Origin of the sequence: Prosthecobacter sp., from assembly GCF_044222565.1 — a bacterium.
In the GTDB taxonomy this organism is placed as follows: domain Bacteria; phylum Verrucomicrobiota; class Verrucomicrobiia; order Verrucomicrobiales; family Verrucomicrobiaceae; genus Prosthecobacter.
The window spans coordinates 86947-111417 of record NZ_JBGANA010000002.1 but is presented as its reverse complement, the minus strand read 5'-3'; the positions used below and the strand labels follow the sequence as shown (position 1 = coordinate 111417).

Annotated in this window: 17 protein-coding genes; 7 read left to right on the top strand and 10 right to left on the bottom strand. The window is 60.6% G+C overall.

Features of this window, described 5'->3' with window-relative positions; all coding sequences use genetic code 11:
- Positions 1-71: 71 nt before the first annotated feature.
- Positions 72-671, bottom strand: a complete 600-nt coding sequence (locus ACILSR_RS02785; protein ID WP_395748202.1) for a L,D-transpeptidase — start codon at positions 669-671, stop codon at positions 72-74.
- Between the two features lie 264 nt (positions 672-935).
- Entirely contained in the window at positions 936-2585 is a 1650-nt protein-coding gene (locus tag ACILSR_RS02780) for a UxaA family hydrolase (RefSeq protein WP_395748201.1), read from the bottom strand.
- An 88-nt stretch (positions 2586-2673) separates the two neighbouring features.
- On the opposite strand from ACILSR_RS02780, the gene ACILSR_RS02775 reads away from it, so the two are divergent.
- The 3 genes from ACILSR_RS02775 to ACILSR_RS02765 all read left to right on the top strand — a co-directional run bounded on the left by ACILSR_RS02775 (position 2674) and on the right by ACILSR_RS02765 (position 7102).
- Positions 2674-4434 (top strand): ATP-binding cassette domain-containing protein, encoded by a 1761-nt coding sequence (locus ACILSR_RS02775; RefSeq protein WP_395748200.1) that lies wholly within the window; start codon positions 2674-2676, stop codon positions 4432-4434.
- Between the two features lie 89 nt (positions 4435-4523).
- Complete coding sequence (locus tag ACILSR_RS02770; RefSeq protein ID WP_395748199.1) at positions 4524-5000, top strand: glycine cleavage system protein H; 477 nt, start codon at positions 4524-4526, stop codon at positions 4998-5000.
- 476 nt (positions 5001-5476) lie between these two features.
- Complete coding sequence (locus tag ACILSR_RS02765) at positions 5477-7102, top strand: S8 family peptidase (RefSeq protein WP_395748198.1); 1626 nt, start codon at positions 5477-5479, stop codon at positions 7100-7102.
- A 12-nt stretch (positions 7103-7114) separates the two neighbouring features.
- Here ACILSR_RS02765 and ACILSR_RS02760 read toward each other — a convergent pair whose 3' ends face one another.
- From ACILSR_RS02760 to ACILSR_RS02750, 3 genes are all read right to left on the bottom strand, one after another.
- Positions 7115-10441 carry a PVC-type heme-binding CxxCH protein gene (locus ACILSR_RS02760; protein WP_395748197.1) on the bottom strand — a complete coding sequence of 1109 codons (3327 nt, stop codon included), beginning with the start codon at positions 10439-10441 and terminating at the stop codon, positions 7115-7117.
- A gap of 133 nt (positions 10442-10574) precedes the next feature.
- Positions 10575-11771: a carboxynorspermidine decarboxylase gene (nspC, locus tag ACILSR_RS02755; RefSeq protein WP_395748196.1), complete on the bottom strand. Its 1197-nt coding sequence runs from the start codon at positions 11769-11771 to the stop codon at positions 10575-10577.
- A gap of 27 nt (positions 11772-11798) precedes the next feature.
- The gene (locus ACILSR_RS02750; protein ID WP_395748195.1) at positions 11799-12875 is read right to left on the bottom strand and encodes a sugar kinase; all 1077 of its coding nucleotides are present in this window, start codon (positions 12873-12875) and stop codon (positions 11799-11801) included.
- Positions 12876-12963: 88 nt separating this feature from the next.
- On the opposite strand from ACILSR_RS02750, the gene ACILSR_RS02745 reads away from it, so the two are divergent.
- The 3 genes from ACILSR_RS02745 to ACILSR_RS02735 all read left to right on the top strand — a co-directional run bounded on the left by ACILSR_RS02745 (position 12964) and on the right by ACILSR_RS02735 (position 17934).
- Positions 12964-14193, top strand: coding sequence for a serine hydrolase domain-containing protein (locus tag ACILSR_RS02745; RefSeq protein ID WP_395748194.1), 1230 nt, complete (start codon positions 12964-12966; stop codon positions 14191-14193).
- A 270-nt stretch (positions 14194-14463) separates the two neighbouring features.
- The gene (locus tag ACILSR_RS02740; RefSeq protein ID WP_395748193.1) at positions 14464-15114 is read left to right on the top strand and encodes a transposase; all 651 of its coding nucleotides are present in this window, start codon (positions 14464-14466) and stop codon (positions 15112-15114) included.
- Between the two features lie 126 nt (positions 15115-15240).
- A complete protein-coding gene (locus tag ACILSR_RS02735; protein WP_395748192.1) occupies positions 15241-17934 on the top strand; it encodes a DUF6797 domain-containing protein in 2694 nt (897 codons plus the stop codon).
- 306 nt (positions 17935-18240) lie between these two features.
- Here ACILSR_RS02735 and ACILSR_RS02730 read toward each other — a convergent pair whose 3' ends face one another.
- From ACILSR_RS02730 to ACILSR_RS02720, 3 genes are read right to left on the bottom strand one after another with little or no spacing between them, the layout of a single operon-like run.
- Entirely contained in the window at positions 18241-18843 is a 603-nt protein-coding gene (locus tag ACILSR_RS02730) for a flavin reductase family protein (protein WP_395748191.1), read from the bottom strand.
- A gap of 15 nt (positions 18844-18858) precedes the next feature.
- A complete protein-coding gene (locus tag ACILSR_RS02725; protein ID WP_395748190.1) occupies positions 18859-20169 on the bottom strand; it encodes a (Fe-S)-binding protein in 1311 nt (436 codons plus the stop codon).
- 2 nt (positions 20170-20171) lie between these two features.
- The gene (locus tag ACILSR_RS02720) at positions 20172-21575 is read right to left on the bottom strand and encodes an FAD-binding oxidoreductase (RefSeq protein WP_395748189.1); all 1404 of its coding nucleotides are present in this window, start codon (positions 21573-21575) and stop codon (positions 20172-20174) included.
- Between the two features lie 53 nt (positions 21576-21628).
- Between ACILSR_RS02720 and ACILSR_RS02715 the strand changes: the two genes are divergently transcribed.
- Positions 21629-22636, top strand: a complete 1008-nt coding sequence (locus ACILSR_RS02715; protein WP_395748188.1) for a type I phosphomannose isomerase catalytic subunit — start codon at positions 21629-21631, stop codon at positions 22634-22636.
- Here ACILSR_RS02715 and ACILSR_RS02710 read toward each other — a convergent pair.
- Together ACILSR_RS02710 and hisD are read right to left on the bottom strand one after the other, a co-directional pair.
- The gene (locus ACILSR_RS02710; RefSeq protein WP_395748187.1) at positions 22605-23027 is read right to left on the bottom strand and encodes a hypothetical protein; all 423 of its coding nucleotides are present in this window, start codon (positions 23025-23027) and stop codon (positions 22605-22607) included. The genes ACILSR_RS02715 and ACILSR_RS02710 overlap by 32 nt on opposite strands.
- A complete protein-coding gene (hisD, locus tag ACILSR_RS02705; protein WP_395748186.1) occupies positions 23024-24310 on the bottom strand; it encodes a histidinol dehydrogenase in 1287 nt (428 codons plus the stop codon). The genes ACILSR_RS02710 and hisD overlap by 4 nt, the downstream gene beginning before the upstream one ends.
- Positions 24311-24471 lie beyond the last annotated feature (161 nt).

The window sequence follows — 24471 nt, the reverse complement described above, 5'->3', positions numbered from 1 at the left end:
TGCATCTGCCGCTACTCCAACCACTTATCTGATCAGCTCCGATTCCTTGAAACGCCCCCTTGCTCCCTGGATCATGGCGGCAGTTGCTCCGGTGCGGGCAGCTTGCCGCTCATGACGTCCACCCGCGCACCCACCTTCACCCACTTGCAAAGCTCAATGATGTCCGCCGAAGCCATGCGGATGCAGCCGTAGGATGCCGGCGTCATCAGCCTGGACTCCTCCGGCGTGCCGTGAATGTAGATCGCCCGCTCCAGCGCGTGTTCATTCCGCCGCTCCATGCCGCGCAGCCGCAGCACCCGCGTCACGATGGGGTCCCTCCCGGGCGCATTCACCGGAACAATCTCTCCCGTGGCCTCACAAGATTTCAGCTTTGCCCCAGCGGGCAGCCCCTGCCCCGCAATCTCCACAATTTCCAGCCTGCCCAACGGAGTCATGTGGGTTCCTCGCTTGTCGCCCGTCCCAAATCGCGAAGTGCTCACGGGATACTGCCGCCTGGGTTGACCGCCTTCAAAGGTCACCATCATCTGCTGTGCCACGCTGACCACCAGCCGCTGTGTCACAGGCGGTATGCCTGGTGCCGCCGCAGTGGCTGACGATTTCCTGCCATGCCCGCACGCCACCAGCGCGAATGCCAGCCATGCCAGGCACCAGGGCGCGAAGTGTCGTTTCACAGCGGCAGCCTCTTCCATCAAGGTTTTGGCAGCCGCATACCCGTAGTCCGTTCGTGGGGGTAATAGCGCTCGGTGTGAGATCGCCTGTGCCCTATGGGATCGATCGTGCGCCAGAAATCGTCCATGTGGGTCCGTGACTCCGCTCCACACCCCGGCAGCAGCAGGCAGCTCCCCAGCAAAAGTTTCCATCGACGCATCATGTTCATTCCCAAGCACTCTGAGGCAGGCCCCGCAGAGTTCAAGCCATTGGTTCTTCCAGCGTCTTCAAAGCGACACCCCGCGCTTCCAGGGCAGAAAGTCATCCTGCCCCAGCGCGACCGCTTTCGGCACATACTCGCCGCTTGCCGTTGCGATGACCATTTCAAGCATCTCCTCGCCCATCTGCTCCACGGTCTTTGCCCCCGTGATGATCGGCCCGGTGTCGAAGTCGATGATGTCCGGCATGCGTTTCGCAAGGTTACTGTTGGTGGAGATCTTCAATGTGGGGCAGACAGGGTTGCCAGTGGGGGTGCCCAGGCCGGTGGTGAAGAGCATCATATTGCAGCCGCCACCCGCCAGAGCGGTGGTGCTTTCCACATCATTCCCAGGTGTGCAGTACAGCGTGAGTCCGCCGTGTTTGCGAATCGGCTCGGCGTAGTCCAGCACATCCACAATAGGGCTGGTGCCGCCTTTCTTGGCTGCGCCAGCGGACTTGATGCCATCGGTCACCAGGCCGTCGCGGATGTTTCCCGGGCTGGGATTGGCATCGAAGCCGGAGCCGCAGGCCTGCGCCGCACCTTCATAGGCACGCATGAGGCCTACAAATTTATCCGCCAGCGCGGCGCTGACGCAGCGGTCGCTGAGGCTTTGCTCCACACCGCAGAGCTCGGGAAATTCGCTGAGCACAGGGGCACCGCCGAGCGCAGCCAGGAGATCGGCCGTGTGGCCGATGGCAGGATTGGCCGAGATGCCAGAAAAGCCGTCGCTTCCCCCGCACTCCACGGCCATGATGAGATTGCTCAGCGCGCAGGGTTCACGCGTCTGCTCATTGGCTGCGGCCAGATGCAGGAAAGTGTCGCGGATGGCATTCGCCATCATGTCGCGTTCGGATTTGCTCTTTTGCTGTTCGTAAATGAGGAGGGGCTTTTCCAATTTGGGATAGAGCGCCGCCATCTCACTTTCCAGCAGACTGACCTGGGCGTGCTGGCAGCCGAGGCTGAGCACCGTGGCACCGGCGACGTTTGAACTGTGGATGTAGCCAGCCAGCAGGCGGCACAGTGCCTGCGCATCCTGCCGCGTGCCGCCGCAGCCCAGTCCATGCTCCAGGAACTTCACACCATCGATGTTCTTAAACACCCGCGCCGCAGTTGCAGAAGTCTCCTCCTCCAACATGGCGGCCTCGATTTGTGCACGAGAAGCCCCTTCGCGGTGCAGCTGCACCAGCCGGTGCGCGAAACGCTCATAGGGCGAAGTCTTGCCATAGCCGAGGCTGCGCGTCAGGGCCTCGCGCATGAAAGCGAGGTTGCGATTTTCGCAGAAAACGAGAGGGATGACGAGCCAGTAGTTCGCCGTGCCGGCGGGGCCCTGTGCGCGTTTGAAGCCGTTAAACGTGCGCCCCTGCCACTTCGAGACGTCCGGGGGCGTCCACACATACTCACTCTGCTTGCCGCTGAACGCCGAGGTGGCGTGCACAATGTTGTGCGTATGAATCAGCGCTCCCTCGGCAATCGGCTGTGTGGCCCGCCCCACGGTGACTCCATACATCGTGACGAGATCTCCCACCGCAAAGGAATGCGCGGCAAACTTCTGCTTGGCAGGGATCTTTTCCCGCAGGGTCCAGGTGTGCCCGTTCAAGGAAAGTGCGGTGCCTGCGGAGAGATCTGCGAGGGCGACGATGGCGTCGTCAGCAGGATGAACTTGGAGGATGGAGGCCATGGTTGGGCAGGGATAAAGCGGACGGGAAGGAAGGGAAGGCAGAATTTTGAACTTTGCTCTTTCCTTCAGACCGGGTTAGATCGGAAATATGCTCGAAATCAACAATCTCTCCCACGTCGTTCCCGGAAAAGGCAAGGAACCTCTGCGCGTGCTGGAACAAGTCAGCTTCATGGCGCCCGGTGGTCATGTGCTGGCGGTGATCGGGCCCTCCGGCAGTGGCAAGACCACACTGCTGCGCATCCTTGCAGGCCTCACCGAGCCTGAGGCGGGCACCATCACCTACGGCAAGCGGGACCTCATCAAACAGCCGCTTTATGCCAACCAGCTCGGCTGGGTCCCGGCCGGAGACGACAATCTCATTGAACACCTGACCGTGCGCGAAAACCTCATCAGCGCCGCCATGCTGCGCGGCGCCGGACGCACGCGCGACGAAGTGCTCTCCCGCGTGTCCCATGTGCTGGTCACCGTGGGTCTGGAGAACATCGCCACCGAGCGCACCTCCGCTCTCGCGCTGCCTCAGCGCCGCCGCCTGAAGCTGGGGCTTGCACTCGTGGCCGATCCCGTGGTCGTGCTGTGCGATGACTTTACCGTGGGGCTGGATGTGCGCAGCGAGCGGGAATTTGAAGCTCTGCTCAAGATGGTGTCCACCGACCGCCCCGACCGCATCGTGATCCACGCCACCGACTCGCTGGCCAATCTGGGGGCCTATGACACCGTGGTGGTGATGCATGAAGGCTACGTCACCTTCCATGGTCCCGCACGTGCCGTTCCTCACTACTTCACCGTGCCGACGTATGATGAGGTGTATGCCCGGCTTGCCAAGCGCCCGGCACAGCGCTGGGGCGACTCCTGGATGAAGCACCGGGACGCTTACTACGCCGCTTTCAAGCTCGGCGGCGGCACCGCCGAAAAACTTTCCGCCGCTGAGGAAGACCCCGGCGATGAAGACCGCACCATCATCATGAAGCAAAAAGGCGGTGCTGACGAAGAGGCCAATAAAGTGGTCGAAGCCGAAGCACGCCCCATCATACCGCTGCCGGGCGTCTTCAGCCAGGCCCAGCATCTTGTGAAACGCCGCTGGTCCCTGCTGCGCCGCACGCCGCGCGAGTGGATCGTGCATGCCTCGCTTCTCGTGGGTGGTCCCGGGGTGACCGCCCTGCTGCTGCTGCCCAATTTGAAAACACTCAAGGAAATGCGCTCCGCCGGCGCTGCAGCGGACGTGCTCTGGCCGGCGTCCTACACCGTCTCAATGGTCGTGCTCATCCAGATTCTGCTGGTGATGTTCATGGCGCTGCGCCTCGGTGCACGTGAGATCGCCGCATGGCGCGCCGTGTATGAACGCGAGCGCATCGGCGGAGTCAGACCGGCCGCATGGTTGATCGGCACCCTTCTTTTCATGCTGCCCATCATTCTGGTGCAAAGTGTGTCGATGGAGATGTTCCTCGACATCATCTCCGGCGGACTCCCTGGCACAGGCCCCGCCAAGCTGCTGCTCCCCGCTCTTTCCGGTGCCGCATTTGCCTCCATCTGCCTGGGCATTTCCGCCAACTCCGGCAGCAAGGAGCGCGCCCACAGCCTCTCCCTCACCGTTCTCTGCGCCAACGTACTTCTCTGCGGCGCTCTGCTCGGCTTCCCGAAGATCCTGGGCCAGGTGGTTCACCCTTTCATCACGGCACATTACGGCTGGTCCGGCATCATCGACTCGATGGAAAAGACCGCCTACTTCGCCCCGATCGACAAGCTGGTGAAAACCTGGTTCGCCACCCCCGACCTCGCGATGATCATGCTCGCAGTGCACTTCTTCGTCGGCCTGCTGATGGCCTTCGTGGGCCTGCGCCGGAGGGTGTAATGTGATGCGGGCGCTCCTGCCCGCAACGAACGACCCACAACACTCGTATTGCGGGCAGGAGTGCCCCCATCACTGATAGCCCCAGCACCATGCTCAATTTCGTCCGTTTCAAGCACGCCCGCTTTTCCGCACGCTTTCCCGACACCTTCCGCTACTCCCGTTCCCATTACTGGATGGCTCCCGTGGAAGGAGAGACAAATCTGTGGCGTGTCGGCTTCACCAAATTCGCCACCCGCATGCTGGGCGAGCTCGTCGATTGCGAATGGAAGCCCGGCGATGGCGGCAAGGTGTCCCCCGGCGACAACATCGGCTGGGTCGAAGGCTTCAAGGCCGCATCCGACGTCTATTGCGTGATGAACGGCGCCTTTGCCGGCGGAAATCCTGAACTGAAGGTGGATGCCTGCGTCGTGCGGAGTGATCCTTATGAACAGGGCTGGCTGTACGCCGTGCGCGGAGAGCCCGAGCCCGAAAGCATGGACGTTCACGGCTACATCGAACTCCTCAGCGGCACCATCCAGCGCATGGCGGAAGAGGGGCATGGGGAAGAGGGAGCGGGAGAAGAATGAAGAGATACTCACCTTTAACGGTCGGACTTCAGGGCGATGAAGTCGGTGGTGTCAGGAAGGCGGTATGATTATGGAACCGCCGGTGAAACCACGGGAGAGTTATAGCTCACCACCTTGACAGTTACCTAATCGCTTCCATTATCCGGAGCACCATGAGACTCCGGAACCTTTTTCTCCTGGCGGCAATTTTCTTTGTGGGAATGCTCGTATGGCACTTTGCTTCCCACGAAAACCACCTCCTCCGTCAGAGGTCCCCCGGAGAACCTGATAAACACGCCCGCCCCCGGAGCCGTCCTTCTGCACCATCAGCTTCGGATGCATTGGCGGCCGCACCTGCAGCGACACCAGATCGCCGGTTTCCCATCGAACGAAGGGACTCGCAAGATGTCGTGGAGAGAACGCTGGCGGATGCGCAGCTGCTGCAGGAACGGGTGCTTCCTGGAAGTGCTCCAGGCCGCTGGAAAAGAGAGCGACTCATGCGCTCCAATGCGCAGACAAGACTGCTCCACATTAAAGAAGAGTGGGAGAACCCAGCCGCCGGAGGAGGACAATGGGTGAACCGAGGCAGGGACATCTACCTGGCCGACCAGCTCATCATCAAAGTCAGGCCAGGAACGAGCACCGAGCACCTCAACTCCGCGCTTGCGGAGAGAGGCATCTCGGTTCTACAGCCGGTTTCCACCGAACTCTTTACCGTGCGCCTCTCTGCGAGTGATTTGGACGCTCTGCAAAAGGGCATGGACACCCTGAATGCCATGGCTCCTCTGGTGGAAAGCGCCGAACCCGACGGCGTGGGTTTCGGCTCGGGAATTCCGAATGATCCGAGCTTCTCCACCCAGTGGGGAAATCACAACACCGGCCAGTCAGGCGGAACGGTTGACGCCGATTTGGATGCCCCGGAGTTCTGGGACATTCTGGAGGGCACGCCAGGAAGGGTGATCGCCGTATTGGACTCGGGACTTAACATGACCCATCCGGACCTTCTCAACGTAGCCTGGACCAATCCAGGCGAAATTGCTGGTGATGGCATTGACAATGATTCGAGCGGGCGGGTCGATGACGTGACCGGCTGGGATTTCGTAAACAACGACAATGATCCGACGGATGACCACGGGCACGGCTCCAATGTCTCGGGAATCATCGCCGCGAAACGCAACAATTCCGTCGGTATAGCAGGCATGCTCAGTGGCGTGAAGATCATCGTCTGCAAGATACTCAATTCGAGCAACAGCGGTCTGACATCCAACTTGATCGCCGCCACCACCTACGCCCGCCTGCGTGGGGTGCCAGTGATGAACATGTCACTGCAAAACTATCCGTTTAGCTCTTCGCTGAACACGGAGTTCACCACATGCCAGAACGCCGGAATCCTGCTGTGCATTTGCGCGGGCAATCAGGGCGTGAACAATGACACCACTCCAAACTATCCCAGCAGCTACGCGCATGCTAACATCATTGCCGTTGGCAATCATGACAGGACGGATGTCAGATGGTCAGGGACTTCCAACCCCTCCAACTATGGCGCCGCGAGCGTGGATCTTTTCGCTCCGGGTCGTGAGATCAACGGACCCATTCTCGGCACGTCCTACTCTCTTTACACCGGCACATCCCAGGCAACGCCTTATGTGACGGCCGTTGCCACGGCGATCAAGCACCTGAACCCTTCTTGGAATGCCACTGAAATCAAAAATTGCATCCTTTCGTCTGCCGTCGCTCTACCGGCCTACAATGGCATTTGTACGACCGGAGCCCGGTTGAACGCTGTGGCAGCCGTCTCCTATGCAGTGCGGCAGCTGCCTCTGGCAGACACTGATGGAGACGGCTTTTCCAATTTGATCGAATATGCCGCAGGCACGCGCATGGACTCGGCCGTCGTTCGTCCGCAGATTTCGGTGACCACCACGGGAGGCTATTTCAAAGCAGGGATCGCCTTCACTCAGCGGCCGGATGTTTCTTTTGAGATCCAGCGGTCCACGGACCTCAGTTCCTGGCTGACAAGCGGCATCTCAAGCTTCAGCACAAGCACCACTATATCTGGCGGGGTCCCCGCCGATGGCTCACTCGGAACATTTCTCCGAGTGAGAGCGGTGCCTTCTCCGTGAACGCAGACTCACCTACTTCCCAAGAAGAAACGCCAGCAAATCCGCCATCTGCTCCTTATTGATCGCAGCCTCAAGCCCCACCGGCATCAGTGTGTGGTCCAGAGATTTCATTTCTTTGATCGCACTGCGCTGGATCGTCTCCTTCGCTCCGCCCATCATGGCGAGCACGACGGCATCGCCGGTTTCGCTTTGGACCAGCCCGGAGAGCGTGCGGCCGTCCTTGGTTTCGACGGTGTAGGCGCTCCAACGGGCTTCAAACATGCGGTTGGGATCAAGGATGTCGGAGAGCAGGCCTTCCGGGGGCTTCACCTTCACATCGGACAGCGGCGGCCCCACATCCACACCAAGGCTGCCGTGCTTGTGGCAGGTGACACAGATGGTGGCAAAGACCTGCTGACCTTTCTTGGAATTCCCCTTCATCGTGGTGGCCACCATGTAATCCTGCACGACCTTCGCGCGGTCGCTGCTGGCCTCGCCAAAGAGTTTCTTGGCAAGCGCAGGCATCTCGCCCGTGCCGCGCTGATAGCGCCAGCGCGTCTCCACGTCCACCCAGGCGGTGGGAAACTCACCCTTCTCCATGCGCTTGAAAAGTTCCAGCGCACTGGTCGCATTGCCGGTAAGGATGGGCACAAGGTCGCGCTTCAACGCAGGACCTGCTTTGGGCAGCATTTCATAGATGAACGGAGCCGTGGTGGTCACGGGATATTTTTTCAGCAGTGCGAGCGCTGAGAGTGCCAGCTCCGGAGGTTGGTTGGTACTGAGCAGGGACTTGATGACGGGCTGCACGGCATCCCATTTGCGGCTGGCCAGCAGAGGCATCACCGAAAGCCGCTGCTCGAGCGGCGCCTTGGCATCGGCGATGATTTCGTCGATCTCAGACTGAAGCGTGGCGATTTCTTTGGCGGCGTCTTCGTGGCCTTTCGGCAGCTTGGCCAGCCCCTGCAGCAGAGCGGGCTTCCACCAAAGCAGTTTGCCAGGTTCTTTTTGCAGAAGGGTGAGAAGCGCGGTCACGTCGTCAGCCTCCGCATCGGCCACCGCACCCAGCGTGAAGCTGCGAATGGTCGTGGTACGCGTTTCAGAAAACGTTTTGAAATAATCCCCGCCAAGGGAGCTGAGGACGCGCCCCATCTGTTTGCTCGCGGATGAAGCGGCCATTTTCGCCATCCAGGGGTCTTCCGGATTCTTGGTGATGAGTGCGGCGAGTTCCTTGGCATCTGAGATATTTTGAGCTTTGAGAAAGGCCACACGCTCGGGGTGCTCCGCCGGAACCTCGCCCCAGCCGGTCTCGGGAATGGCGTGATATTTTCCCGGAGTCTTGGCGACGAGCTTCTTCGTCCCCTTCGGAACCACCCGCCAGATGCGCCCCTCGTTCTCCCCCTGCCGCATGTCATGGGTCTTCACAAACTCTTCCGGGAAGAAACGTGCGTGATCGATCCAGCGGCGGTAGATATCACAAACGTAAATTGCCCCATCAGGCCCCGTGGTAAAGTTCACCGGGCGGGACCATTCATCACTGCTGCGGAAGAATTCCGTGCGATCCCCCACACGCGTGGCCTTCAGGCTCGCACCGTTGGGAGCGATCTTGTAACGCGTGACAAGCTGACCCGTCGGGTCCGGCACGAAGACATTGTTTTTCAGCTCCGGCATGAGATCCCCACGATACACACCCAGACCGGAACAAGCGGTGTTGGTGCCGGCATGGGCGTCCGCGGTGGTGTGGGTGATCTGCAGAGGAAAGACACGTGTGTCCGCACCAAAGGGGGCGATGTCTTCGTAGTTCTGCGTGATGCCCGCGTGCGGATTGCGCAGCATGGCCTCGTGGGGCATGACAGTAAACATGAGCGGATTGCGGTTGGAGCAGTAGAAGTGGTGCCCCCAGTCATCAAAGGCACCGCCATACTGCCCCTTGCCGCCCGTGGGCGTGATCTTGTCCGTCTTCGGGTCCCATTTGAAATTGCTGCCCGGGATGTTCACCACATCGGCGGGCTTGTCGGCGGGATAGATTTCACGCGCATCAAGGCCATTGTTGAAATGCACACAGCCATCAAGGCCCCAGCGCGGAGCACTCACCTGAAGCTGGGCATGCTTGGGATTGAAGCCTTTGATGAGGGACTTGATCTCATCGGCCTTGCCATCGCCATCCGTGTCTTTGAGAAACAGAATCTGCGAGCGGGTGGTGGCGATAAGGCCGCCATTGTATGGCAACAGGCCTTGGACGTTGTCCATGTGATCGGCAAAGGTCACCGCCTTGTCCATGCGCCCGTCGCCATCTACATCGGTGAGCAGTTGAATGCGGGAGAGCCATGGATCCCCAGCTACAGGGGGGCCGAGCGGATAGTCGCGCATGTCCGCCACATACATGCGGCCCTGCGCGTCCCAGGTGCATTCCACGGGATCGAGCACAAGGGGCTCAGCCGCGACGAGCTGCACCTCATAGTTTCCATCGAGCTGGATTCGCTTCAGCGACTCCTCAGGAGACAGTGCTTTGTCCTGGCCATCTCGCACAGCTCCGATGTCGCTGCCGCCGCTCGCCTGGATGGCGCTCCACTTTTCCTTGAACTCACCCAGCGGATACAATTCATACCGCCGCACAAGCATCTCTGCGCCTTCGGTCTGCAGCAGGATTTTGCCTTCGGCGGGCTTGCAGTCGAAGGCCTCGTTCACCATCGCCCCATTCACAAAATATTGCAGCGTGTCTCCTTTGGCGATGACCTCCAGGCGGTTCCACTCGCCGGAGGGAGACTCCACATCTTCCCTGCCCCGGAAACCCACCTTGTCCGCCCAGTCCACATCACGGTGTTTCCAGTTGATGCGCCCCTTGGTCACCGTCTGCCGCGGCTCGCCCTTCTTCCAGATCTTCTCCTTGTCGCGGTCAAGAGTGTACTCTGAGGACAGTGAAGTGGTCAGCTCCGTGCCATCAGCCAGCTTCGGAGAAAGCACGAGGATATCGCCCACACCGCCCTCGATGATCTGCGCCTCGATGCTGGCCATCCAGGTGTCGCTGTATGCGCCATGCGGTCCGTAGGCATGCAGCAGGATGCCGTTGTCCTTGGCAGCTTTTTCGCGTTTGCCCCAGGTCTTGGTGCCCCACTTGAACTCGATCACAAGATGGTAGTCCCGGAAGTTCTCCTTCGTGGCCACATAGCCGTACCCGCGGCCGCTGATGTGAAAGGTGCCGTCTTTGTCAAAGGTCCAGATGTCCTTGGGCTCGTCATGAAAGTCCGCCTTGGGATTGACGTGATACTCCACATTGCCGGATTTGATGACGTCCAGCAGGTTGATCTTCTCTTTGACGGATTCTGCAGCTGGAAGCAGGCCGGCAGAACAGATCGAGAGCACGGACAGTAGGGACAGGATGCGCATAAAATGGATACGGCGAAAGTGAGACAACCATTACGGCACCTCCGAGCACGATGCAGACACGAATGAGCCCAAACGTGGTGCTTTTGTGACCCCTGTCTCCGCTGCCCCCTCAGGAAAGCTTGTTGCGGAAATCCGCATACCCAAACCGCCGCACCACGCGATACTCTTTCGACGCCGGATCGTAGATGGCGATGTCCGGATGCGGCACGCCGTTGAATGTGGTCGTCTTCACCATGGTGTAGTGCGCCATGTCGGCAAACACGAGGCGCTTCCCGACGTGCAGCGGCTCAGGAAAGGAAAAGCCCTGCAGCACATCCCCCGCCAGACAGGAGGTGCCGCCCATCTTGTACTCATACGGATGCTCGCCCGGCATGCCTGCTCCAAAAATATAGGGCCGGTACGGCATCTCCAGCGTGTCCGGCATGTGCGCCGTGGCGGAGATGTCCAGAATGGCCGTGGGCACCGGTGCCTCGATGATGTCCTGCACCTCCGCGATGAGGTAGCCAGTGTTCAGGCCCGCAGCCTCGCCAGGCTCAATGTAAACGTCCTTGCCCCATTTCTCACGGAAGGTGCGCAGCACACGGATCAGAAGATCCACATCGTAGTCTTTGCGGGTAATGTGGTGGCCTCCGCCCATGTTCACCCACTGCACCTGTTTGAGCAGCTTGGGGAAACGCCGCTCCACCGCGGCCACGGTGCGCTCCAGCACATCGCTGTCCTGTTCGCACAAGGCATGAAAATGCAGCCCCTCGATGCCCGTGAGGTCTTCATCATCCAGAAGCTCAGAGCGAATACCCAGACGGCAGCCCGGCGAGCAGGGATCATACAAAGACACCTCCACCTCTGAATGCTCCGGATTCACGCGAATCCCCGGACTCGGCGCATGCCCCGTGGCCGCCTTTGCAGCATCCAGCATGGGCTTGAACTTCCGAAACTGCGCCAGCGAATTAAAGCTCAGGTGGTGCGAGATCGGGATGATCTGCTCCATCTCGTGCGCCTTGAAGGCCGGAGAGTACACATGCACCTCCTTGCCAAATTCCTGCGCCAGCAGCGCCTCGTTCAGCCCGCTCGCGCAGCAGCCGCTGAGGTACTCCTTCATGATCGGAAACACGCTGAACATGGAAAACCCCTTCAGCGCCAGCAGCACGCGTGCGCCGGACTCGCTCTGCACGTGCGCCAGCTTTTCCATGTTCCTCCGCAGCAGTGCCACATCCACCACATAGGCGGGCGTCTCGATGGCGTAGATGTCGAACGCCGGAAACGGCTGCTCGTAAACGTGGGGAGGAGTGAAGTCAGTGGATGCCATGTAGGACGGAAAAAAGGGGTCAAAAACTCAGCGCTGTACCTTGGCGTCTCCGCCCTCAGCCAGTTTCTGCACTTCCGGGAAAGTCGCCATGCTGGTGTCTCCCGGCGTCGTCATCGCCAGCGCCCCATGAGCGGCGCCGTAGTCCACCGCTTTCTGCGCATCGTTTTCCACCAGCAGGCCGTGGATGAGGCCGGCCACAAAGCTGTCTCCCGCGCCGATGCGGTCCATGATGTCAAAGCGCGGGTAGTTGCGGCTGCGATGAAAGCTGCCCTTGTGCCAGCAGAGCGCGCCCCAGTCGTTCACGTTCGCCGTATGCACCCGGCGCAGCGTCGCGGCGATCGTGTGCAGATTCGGATACTGCGCCGCCAGCTTTTCCATCATTGGCCTCAGCTTGGCGTCCTCAGCGGCAAAGATGTCATTCGGGTCCGTGGACGTTGAGGAGGAGACGGGCGGCTCATCACTCAGCACGCCGATCATCACATTCACATACGGCGCCAGCTGCCTGTTCAGCGCCTGCGATCCCGCAAAGCCGCCGCGCTCCTGCCACAGCGAGGGCCGGTAGTTCAGGTCGTAGCTAACCGTCACACCATGCTTTTTCGCAGCCTCGCAGGCCTGGATGGTCACTTCTGCGGTGGATTCGGAGAGGCCCGCAAAGATGCCGCCCGTGTGCAGCCATTTGCAGCCAAGGGTGCCAAAGAGGTAGTCGAAATCAAAATCTCCCGGCTTGATCTGCGAAGCCGCGCTGTGGCCGCGGTCCACGCTGCCCTTCGCCCCGCGCACGCCAAAGCCGCGCTCCGTGAAGTTGATGGGATTGCGCACGCGCTTGCCCATGCCGTCATACGGCACCCATTTGATGAGGGAGCTGTCCACCCCGCCCTGCAAAATGAGGTCTTCAATGAGACGGCCGATTTCGTTGTCGGCAAAGGCGGTGAGAATGCCCGCTTTCAGGCCAAAGCAGCGCCGCGCACCGCGTGCCACATTGTATTCTCCGCCGCCCTCCCAGGCGGTGAACTGGCGGGAGGTGCGCACGCGTCCCTCACCGGGATCAAGGCGCAGAAGGACTTCACCGAGGGACAGCAGATCGTAGGCGGGATTGGCAGGCATGGGGCGCTAGATATGAAGCGCGACAGCGCAGTGGCAAACAACTCCTCACTGGAAAATGCGACGGCGGCAGATAAGCATGCGCACCACCATGAGCTCTCGCATCCTGACCACCCTCGCTCTTCTATCTGCCTCTCTTCACTCCGCAGACACCTACTTCCCTCCCCCGGACAGCGCGGGCGGCTGGCGCGAGGCCAAAACGGAAAAGGAATGCCGCGACCTCGCCGGCATGGACCTCAGCAAGATCGAGCCCGCCTATACGCTCTCCGAGCGCGCCACCGCCCACGGCGGCCTCCTCGTGGTGCACAAGGGCTACCTCGTTTTCGAAAAATATTTCGGCCGCGCCAGTCGCAACTGCAATCCCGACATGGCCTCCACCGGCAAGGCCTTCTGCAGCATCGCCTGCGGCATCATGCTGCACGAGTTCAAAGACAAGATCCCCCAGGGCCTCGACACCAAGGTCTTCACCGAGCAGTACCTGCCCGAGGCCTTTCCCCTCAATGATCCGCGCAAGGCGGACATCACCCTCGGCCAGCTCCTCTGCATGACCGGCGGCTACTGGGGCGAAGGCCAGACCCCCAGCGGCTATGTGAAAGGCGATCCCAAAACCCGCCCGCTGAAGCCGGTGCCCGGCCAGAACATCAAGGACCTCGACAAGTCCTCCCTCAATGTCCCGCTGTGGATCGAGCCGGGTGGGGGCTACTCCTACTCCTCCCCTTCCCCGCACATCGCCAGCATCGTGCTCCGTCACGTCACCGGCATGGAGCTGAAGGACTACATCGACGCACGCCTCGCCAAGCCCCAGGGCTGGGGCGCCTGGGACTACTGCCTGCACCGCGGCGACTTCGTGATGCCCCACGCCAACGGCGCCGGCAGCACCGCCCTGCATGCCACAGACGCCCTGCGCATGGGCTACTGCCTCGCCCACGGCGGCAAGTGGAAGGACCAGCAGCTCGTGCCTGCCGACTACATCAAAAAATGCCAGACCTGGAGCCCCTACAATGCGCACACGCCCTTCTCCCTCCAGTTTGAGCACAACGAAGACGGCCACGTCGCTGGTGTGCCCAAGGACGCCTTCTGGAAATCCGGCGCCGGCGGCTTCTGTCTCTACATCGTCCCCTCCCTCGATCTCGTCATCTACAAGCTCGGCGGCAAAGACGGCCAGTACGACCCCAAGCTCACCCTCATCCCCCAGCCCGAGCAAAACCACGACCGCGACACCTGGCAGCCCAAGCTCGGCAACGGCTTCGACGAACCCGGCGGCGTCGCCAATCTGAGCCGCGTACTGTCCGCCGTGTGCGCAGCGGTGCGCCTCGAATAACCCAGCGCGAAGTGGTCCGCACTCTCCGAGTGCGGTTCCGGTTCCCCTCACAGCCCCCAAACCGCATATGGAATGGGCGCACCACTCCACGCTGGATTTGCTACGCCTCCTCAGCTTTTCGATCTTGATGCCGGATGAAAAAACAAAACCAACTCGCTGGTATCACCCGCCCAAAGCCTCCAGCGCGGCGTGGTCCGCACTCTCCGAGTGCGGAGTCCGGCACCCCAGGCCACGTTTGGAATGTCCCAATCGCTCCACGCTGAAACAGCCATGCCACCTCAGTTCTTCGATCCTCATGCAGGAGTGACGATCACCCATGGTCATCTCCCACACTGGGATCAGGCAGGAGCGACATACTTCATCACCTGGCGCACAGCAGATTCCCTTCCCAAGGCCGTCTGGGAGCAGTGGAGAACTGAGCGCGATGCCTGGCTGCTGGAGCATGGCATTGATCCCAGGCAGAAAGACTGGCGGCGCCTCGTTGAGGATCTGCCCGAAACTGCCCGCCATGATTTCCGCCAGTTCACCACCCGTCTTGAAGCCGAGGCCGACGCCTGTCACGGCGCTTGCGTCCTGCGCCGTCCAGACCTGCGCCAGATCGTCACCGATGCCCTGCAATTCTTCGACGGCCAGCGTTACACACTGGGTGCCTTCGTGGTGATGCCGAATCACATTCACCTCCTCGTCAGCGGCATGGCCCGGGATGCCATGCTCGCCCAGGTGGAATCCTGGAAACGCTGGACCTCCAGACACATCAATGCAGCCCTGCGTCAACGCGGCCGATTCTGGCAGGATGAAAGCTTTGACCACCTCGTGCGCAACGAGGCTGCCTTCATGAAATTTCGCCGCTACATCGCCGAAAACCCGTGCAAGGCCGGCCTGAAGGACACAGAGTTCACGCATGGGCAAAAAACCGCCTGAAACCCATCGCGGCGTGGTCCGCACTCTCCGAGTGCGGCCTCCGGACTCTAGACCGCACATGGAATGTGCGGACCACTCCATGATTGACAGATTCGAGCCGCCACGCCTGTTCTCTGTCTCCCGCCCATGAAGTCCCGCTCGCTCCTCGTGCTCCTCTCCCTCGCCACCTGCGCACTTGCCGCCGACAAGCCCTCCAAGCCCAAGGCACCCGAGGCCCCCGCCACGCCCTCCCCCTGGGGTGACTTCGTCGAAAAGGACTTCCCCTTCTTCAGCAGCGTCCTCGATGCCCGCGAAGTCGGCGAAGGCTTCCCCAAGGACAACCTCACGCCCCGCGGCATCATCCTCAATCTCGGCCACAATCTCTGGGCCTGCTTTGACACCGACCTTCTCCGCATCGCCTGCATCTGGGAAGGCGAAGCCAGCAAGCCACCCGTCACGCCCGAGGCACTCGCTCCGGGTTCGTACCATGTGGCAGGGCAGAAGACAAAGGACGGGCAAGATTTCCTGCCAAAGCCGGTGGGCAAGGTGTGGCTGGCGAATGGAATCTATCCCGGCTGGCAGGTGGGGGAGAAGCCGAGCTTTACGGATCCGCGTGAGGCGACACCGAGTGCGGAGGAGGTGGGGAGAGGGCCGCTGCAGCCGAGCGCCAGCACACATTTCGATAGTATAGATTACAGCAAAGCCAACTTGCTCACTAGTGTGGGGCTGAACTACACCATTGATGACGTAAAAATCACCGAATCATTCGCAACAGCTGGAGGAGAGAGGATCTTGCCTTGGCTACATGCAAGAGAATTTGAGGTATCTCCTCATGACAAGCCATTGCTACTGCTGTTGGGACATACCAGGGAGACTACCGAAAAGGAACTGGCCACTTCTTGTATTAGCGTCTCCATGCCAAAACTGAAGGTGGTCCGGGATAAAGACGGCAGTTTGTATCTTCCGATACCAGCTTCGTCGACCAAGCAGAGCTTCTATGTGAGCACTTTTGTAAAAGACGAATCCACGTCTGTTCTTCCCTTGCAATTGACATCGGGCCCTGACTTGAAGCCAGTCCTCACCACCACCGCCACCCTCTCCACCAAACCCGACGCCTACGTCATCGACGAAATCCCGCTCCCTCTCGACAACCCATGGAAGCGCAACGTCCGCCTTGCCGATCTCGCTTTCTTCAATGACCAGGGCGATGCCGCAGGCGTCACCTTCGATGGCGATGTGTGGCTCATCTCCGGCCTCAAAGGCGACTTGGAAAAGGTGACTTGGAAGCGCTTTGCCAGCGGCCTGCACGAGCCCATGAGCATCGTCGTGCGCGGCAGCGACATTCTTGTTTTTGACCGCAACGGCATCTGGAAGCTCGTCGATACGAACAACGACAAGGAGTGCGACCGCTATGAGATGTTCTGCAATCTCTTCGCGCAGACCGCCGAGACGCGCGAGTTCCCCAACTCCATGAAGCTCGGCCCCAAAGGCGAACTCTACATCTCCAAAGGCGGCCAGGAAGGCACCACCTATGGCAAGCACAACGGCACCGTCATCAAAGTGGCACCCGACGGCAAATCCATCGAGGTCATTGGCTACGGCCTGCGCCAGCCCTTCATCGGCGTCAATCCGAAAACCGGCCTCGTCACCGCCAGCGACCAGCAGGGCAACTACGTCCCCTCCACCCCGCTGCACATCATCTCAGACCACCACTTCTACGGCCACCTCCCCACCATCGCGCCCAAGGAGAAGTACCCCGAGACCATCACGGAGCCCCTCACCTGGCTGCCGCATCCGGTGAACCCCAGTGGCGTCACCCAGACCTGGCTCATCGGCGCCAAAATGGGCCCCGTGAACGACGAGCTCATCCACATCGGCTACAACCGTCCCGAGCTCTTCCGCGTGCTCATGAACTCCCACTTTGAAAAGCCGCAGGCCGCCGTGGTCAGCTTCAGCCGCAACTTCGACTTCCCCACGCTCAATGCCGTTGTCAATCCCGCCGATGGCCAGCTCTACGTGGTCGGCTTCCAGGTCTGGGGCACTGTCGTCAAAAAAATCAGCGGCCTCGCTCGCGTGCGCTACACCGACAAGCCCCGCGTCCTTATCAAAGAAATCACCCCAACCGACAAAGGCCTGCTCCTGCGCTTCAATGCAAAGCTCGACCCCGCACTGGCCACCAACCCCGACAGCTTCAACGGCGAGCGCTGGAACTACAAACGCACCTTCGACTACGGCTCCCCGCATCTGAAACTCGACGGCAGCAGCGGCCAGGAGTGGATGACGCCCAGCAGCGCCTACCTCAGCAAGGATGGCATGAGCGTGCTCGTCGGCTTCCCCGAGATGAAAGCTGGCGTACACCAGATGCGCATCGGCTGGGGCCTGAAAAGCGCCGACGGCCTTAAAGCCGAAAACACCGCCTACTTCACCCCCTGGGAGCTGCTGACCTTTGATGCGAAGAAAGAAGGCTTCGATGAAAACCTCAAGGTGGACCTCACGCCACGCAAAGCCGCCGCCGTGGCCACCACCAAAGCCACCGCCGAAGAAGGCGAACGCCTCTACCAGATGTTTGGCTGCATGGCCTGCCACAGCACTGACGGCACCCTCGTCGGCAAAGTCGGCCCCAGCTGGAAAGGCCTCTACGGCAGCGAGCGAGAAATCGCCAAAGGCGAGAAAGGCAAGTTCAAGGCCGACGAAGCCTACATCCGCGAATCCATCCTCACCCCCAGCGCCAAAGTCGTGAAAGGCTTCGAAAAATTCGACACCGGCATGCCCATCTACTCCGGCATCTTGAATGATGGCCAAATCGAGAGCCTGATCTTGTACATCAAGAGCCTGAGGTAATTCCACGATCTGTGGAAAACAGGTCTATAACCAACCACCCGAACTTCAAACAGACTGCGCATGCTGGATCGTCGGATGGTTGTGGCGACAGCCCGCCCGTCTGCGAGCGTGCCGCAAGCACTTTGGCGTGAGAACATCCTCGCAGTCGGCCGGTTTGGCGAATGGATCATTGAAGCTTTGGAGCGCCCTCGACGCCAAACACAGCCAACCTACGGCCGGAACGGTTGATCACAACAACAGACCCGTTTTCAAGGGCACGTGGCATAAGCCCCGTAGCACAAACGTCCCGATTGCTGCCCTCTCCTCTCACTTCGGCCGCTTCATCTCAAACATGTCCTGCGTGCGGCAGTACCAGTTCGGACTCTGCATTCGGCCGATCGGATGGTAGTTCCCCGGCTTCACGAGCCAACTCTCAGGATCCAGAATGCCATCGCGCACATGCACGCGCAGTACTTCGCCGATGATGAGCCGGTTGTCGCCGATCTCGATAATGCTGTGGCTACGGCACTCGAAGCTAGCAGGCGCTTCCGCGATGCGCGGCGGCTTGACCACACTGCTCGGCAGCGCAGTCAGCCCGGCATGCAGCAGTTCGTTTTCACCCGGCGGCAGCGTGGCCGCGCAAAGGTTCATCTTTTCGGCCAGCGCTTCGTCCACCAAGTTCACGACAAACTCATGGGTCAGGCGGATGTTTCGCGCCGTGTCCTTCGGCACTCCTGGGGCGCGGTCTCCAGGACACAGACCGACGATGGGCGGCGAATCCCCCAGCACGTTGAAGAAGCTGAACGGCGCCGCATTCACGCGCCCTTCGGGATCAACGGTGGTCGTCAGCGCAATCGGGCGCGGTGTGACGAGTCCGGCGAGGATCATGTAGGCGTCTTCGCGCAGGGGGCCTGTGAGATCGAGTTCCATGGGACTAAAGAATGGTTACGACGCAGCCTCCGCGCGGTATGCCTTTGCCAGCAACGTCACCGGCTGGGTAACCTCCTGGCAGGGATGATCGCCACATGAGCGAAGCCCGTTGACGATTTGCAAATGACATCCCGGATTGCTCGTGGCCACGACAGGGGCGTTCGCCTGCCGCAGATTTGCCACTTTGCGGTCCAGCAGCTTCTTGCTCTGCTCCGGCTGCGTGATGTTGTAGATGCCCGCGCTGCCGCAGCACCAGTTCGACTCCGGCAGTTCCTTGAACTTAAGCCCCGGAATGCTGGCGAGGATTTGACGCGGTTGGGACACAACCTTCTGGCCGTGGCACAGATGGCAGCTTTCGTGATACGTCACCTCCTCCACTCCGGCACCCACCGTGGGTTTGCGGAAGCGGATCTGCACCAGCCATTCGTGGATGTCCTTCACCTTGCTGTCCCACTGCCTCGCCTTGGCTGCGTAGAAAGGATCGTCATGCAGCAGATGGCCGTAGGTCTTCAAATGCGAGCCACAGCCGCCCGCGTTGGTGATAATCGCATCCAGCGACTCCAGATCAAAGCTGTCGATCTGCCTACGCGCCAGTTCACGCGCCAGTTCGAGTTCCCCATTGTGAGCATGCAGCGAGCCGCAGCAGCTCTGCGCACGCGGCGTGATGACCTCACAGCCATTCGCCAGCAGCACATCCGCAGTATCACGGTTGATGTTCGAGAACGCGAGATCCTGGATGCACCCTGTCAGCAGTCCGACGCGGTAGCCCCGGTCCACCTTGGGGCGCTCATCCGGCAGGATGAGATCGTCCGAAAACTGCTCCGCAATCTGCGGCGTCTGCGGTTCCAGCTTCGCCAGAGAGGGCGGCATGAGACCAAAGAAGCGCATCTTGCGCATCAGCCTGTCCAGCCCGGTGCTTTGATACACCCGCAGCACATGCCCGATCGCACGCAGCAGCCACGGCCGCATGAAGATTACATTGAGCGAAAGCCAGCGCCAAAAGCCCCTCTGCATGCCGTCATTCACCTGCGCCTGCTCCACTTCAGCACGCGCTGTTTCAAACAGCTCCGCATAATTCACACCCGCCGGGCAGGCCGTCTGGCAGGCCAGGCAGCCGAGGCAGTAGTACATCTCGTCCGAGAGCGCCTTGGAAACTTCCAACTCACCATCCGCCACGGCCCGCATGAGCGAGATGCGGCCACGCGGGCTGTTGCGCTCCATTTTAGTCTCCACGTAGGTGGGGCAAGTGGGCAGGCACATGCCGCAGTGCATGCACTGCTGCAGCACGGAGTAGTCGAGGGATTGAAGAAGATTGGCAGATGACATGATCAGTTCCTCGCGTCAAAAATCTTCCCCGGATTCAGCAGTCCCTGCGGATCCAGCGCCTGCTTGATGCTGCGCATCAGTTCATAGCTTCCCTCGCCAAGCTGGCGTTTGAGAAAGGCCTTTTTCGCCAGCCCCACGCCATGCTCTCCGGTCACGGTGCCGCCGAGGCGGATGGTCTCATCCACAATCTCCTCCAGCGCCACCTCAATGCGGTGCATCTCTTCGTGGTCACGTTCATTCGTGAGAAAGGTCGGATGCAGATTGCCATCGCCCAGATGGCCGAAGGTGCCGATCTGCAGCTTGTGTTTCTTAGCCACGTTGTCGATGAAGGCCACCATCGCCGCGAGTTCGCTGCGCGGCACGGTCACGTCTTCGAGGATCGTGGTCGGGCGCACACGGGCCAGCGCGGAGAAGGCATTGCGACGTGCAGCTGCGAGCTTGGCACCTTCAGCCTCATCCGCAGCAGCACGCACATCGCGCGCACCGTTGGCCTTCGCCAGTGCCATCATCTGCGCGGCTTCTTCCTCGACCACCACGGGGTGCCCGTCCGTCTCCATCAGGACCAGCGCCTCCACATCCGTGGGCAGGCCGATCTTCGCGTAATCCTCCACACACTGCACCGTCACACGGTCCAGAAACTCCAGCGTGCAGGGAATGATCTTCGCCGCGATGATCGCGGAAATCGTCTTTGCCGCAGCGTCCATCGAATCATACAGCGCCAGCATCGTCTTGCGAGCCTTCGGCCGCGGCAGCACTTTCAGAATGACTTCGGTGATGATGCCCAGCGTGCCCTCGCTGCCGATGAAGAGGTCCTTCATCGAATAACCTGCCACATCTTTGACGCACTTGTTGCCAAGGAAGGTCAGGGTGCCGTCTGGCAGCACCACTTCGAGGCCCATCACATAATCGCGCGTGACGCCATACTTCAGCCCGCGCAGGCCGCCGGAATTTTCCGCCACATTGCCACCGATGGTGGAGATCTTCATCGAGCCCGGATCAGGCGGATAAAACAGGCCGACCTTCGCACAGGCATCGTCAATTTCCTTCGTGATCACCCCGCTTTGCGCCCGCAGCGTGAGATTTTTCTCATCCACTTCCACGAGCTTGTCCATCTTCACCAGACAGATCACCAGGCAGCCATCCAGCGGCACGCTGCCGCCGCTCAATCCAGTGCCCGAGCCTCGCGTCACGACGGGGATGTTGTTCCTGCGGGCAAGCTGCACGCACTCAGAAACCTCCTCGGCCGTCAGCGGAAAAACAACCGCGCCGGGACGCTGCTTGAGGGCGGCAGTCCCATCGAAACTGTAGGGCACAATATCCTCTGCTGCGGTAAGCACCCTATCAGGCGATAAGATTTGGTTCAGAGACTGAATAAGATTGGCTTCAATTTTGTTCACAAAGCGCATTCTGGCGAGATCGTGCTAGAGCGTCAACGCGGGCTGTGGTTCATTATCACCTCATGAAATTCAATCAGCTCATTCGTTTCACCCCCCTTTACCAAAGCCGCGTCTGGGGTGGCCGCCGCATGGAGACGCTGCTGGGCGCCATGCTGCCAGATGCCACCACCCCCTTTGGTGAGGCCTGGGCCGTGTCTGACCGTCCTGAGGCCCAGAGCGTGACAGCAGACGGCCTTTCCCTTCATGATCTGTGGACGAACCATCGTGAGGAAGTCTTTGGCAAGGCACTGGTCCCATCCGCCAGCCCCACCTTTCCGTTGCTGATGAAAATCCTCGATGCCTGTGACGATCTTTCCATCCAGGTGCATCCGCCGGCTTCCATGGCGGAGGCGCTGAACGGTGAACCCAAGACCGAAATGTGGTTCATCGCCCATGCCGATCCAGGCGCGAAGATCTATGCCGGCTTGAAGGCAGGCAAGACGGAGGCGGACTTCGAAGCCGCGCTGCAAAACGGCACCGTGGCCGATGTGGTCCACGTCATCGAAGCACGCACCGGCGACTGCCTCTTCATCCCCAGCGGCCGCGTGCATGCCATCGGCGCAGGCCTGCTGATCTATGAGATCCAGCAGAACAGCGACACCACCTACCGCGTCTTTGACTGGAACCGTGTGGGTCTGGATGGCAAACCCCGCGCGCTGCACGTGCAGGAGTCCATGCAGAGCATCGATTTCAGCGACTTTACCCCAGGCGTGCAGAAGATCGAGAACAACGGCACCCTGGTGAAATGCGATTACTTCGACGTCCGGCTGCTCAGCGGCTCAAAGCAGGCCGGAGTTCCAGGAGAAAGCCTCACCATTGCCGTCGTCAGTGGCAAGATCACCCTCGGCGGCACCACCCTCAAAGCGGGAGACTTCGCCCTGGTGCCTGCCTGTCTGGGCACCGCAGCACGGCTCGTAAAGCCAGCCGACGCCACCTGCCAGTGGCTCGAGGTCCGCGTGCCCGCCGTGAAACCCCCAGGCGTTTCCGCCCGCCCTCTGACTACTGCTGTGCTGCAGGCGCAGCTTTTTTAACCTCCGGAGCAGGCTCTGCTGCCTTATCGGTTTCAGCTCCAGGCGCCGCAGCCTTTTTCACTTCAGCCGCAGGCACCTCGGCTTTTTTCGTCTCGGCAGCAGGTGCCGGGGCCTTCTTCTCCTCTGGCGTTGTCGCATTCGGCTTCGTCGCAGGCTTTTCCACCTTTTTCCCTTCTGGATCCTTCGGAGTGTTCGGAATGGCAATGTACTTGGCCTTCTCTGGGTCCATCCGCTCCAGCTCGCCTTGCGGAGCGACTGGCAGCTTCTTCTCCGGCACCACAGGCTTAGGACTTACTTCAGCCGCTGGGGACACAGCCTTCGGCTCAGCCTTTGGTTCTTCTTTACCGCAGGCGACGAGCAGCAGGGCGAGGAGGCAGAGGGATTTTTTCATACACTGCGAATGGACACCGAACGCGCGTGCGCATCAAGCCCCTCAACTGCGCTGATTGCGCTGACGACGGGATCAGACTTGGCGCAGCTTTCGCGATCCAGACGAATGATGCTCGTCCGGCGCTGAAACATGTCTGCCGTGATGCCTGGGAAGGATTTTCCAGAGCCGCCCGTGGGCAGCGTGTGGCTCGGTCCCGCCAGGAAATCACCCACGGCCACCGGGGAGTGATTTCCCAGGAAAATCGCGCCCGCCGTGCGGATCAGCGGCAAAATGGCCTCCTCCCGCGTGGTGATCAGCGTGAGATGCTCCGGCGCGAAGTCATTGGCCAGTCGGGCCCCCTCTTCCAGGCTCGGCACCTGCATGAGGAAGACGCCTTTTTCCAGCACCGGAGCCAGCTGCGCCTGGCGGCTGAGCGTGGCGGACTGCTCTTTGACTTGCGCGATCACGGCATCCAGCAGCGCCTCGTCATCGGTGATGAACCCTGCCATGCTGTCCTTCCCGTGCTCAGCCTGCGCCAAAATATCGGCAGCAATGAAGGCCGGATTCCCCGACTTGTCCGCGAGTATCAGCACCTCGCTCGGCCCGGGCAGCAGATCAATCGACACCACGCCAAAGCTCTGGCGCTTGGCCTCCACCACATAGCTGTTCCCAGGACCGAAAATCTTCACCACCGGACGAATCGTTTCCGTTCCAAACGCAAGCGCCGCAATCGCCTGCGATCCACCGATTTTATAAACCTCAGTGGCCCCCGCCAGCTTCAGCGCCGCCAGCAGCCCTGGATTGACCGTGCCATCCCTCCCACACGGCGTGCAAACGACGATCTCCGGCACACCTGCCGCCGCAGCGATGGCCACGGTCATGATGGAGGTGGAAACCAGCGGTGCCGTGCCCCCAGGCACATAGCAGCCCACGCGCTCGAACGGGTGATACACCTCCCCGACCTCTGCCCCTTGCTCATTTTGAAAAGTCCACCCCTGCCGCATGCTGCGCTGAGCAAAGGCCGTCACATTCCGATGGGAAGCTTCCAGCGCGCTCTTAAAGGTGGCATCAGCCGTCTCCCAGGCAGCATCCAGCTCCGCCTGCGGCACGCGCATCTGAGAGGCGCTGAGCCTGGCTCCGTCAAACTTCTCCGTGAGCTCCAGCACCGCCGCATCCCCAAGCTCACGCACCGCCTTGATCACACCCGACACAACCTCCCGCACAGCATCGCTGGCCTCGGCACGGCGGTTCAGGGCGGCAGATGCGGCAGGGTAGTCGGAATCAGTGTGGCGGATGATTTTCATCGAGTTTGGGGGAGGGAGACATGCAGTCAAGAGGTCAAGCAGTCAAGAGGTGCACGCACGCCCAAATCGTTCGCGTCCGCCTTTTCGCACTCAGCTTGCCCTTCGTAGCTTTAGCGGAGAATGGGGCATGCATCCAAACTCTCCGCTCCACAAAAAAACCC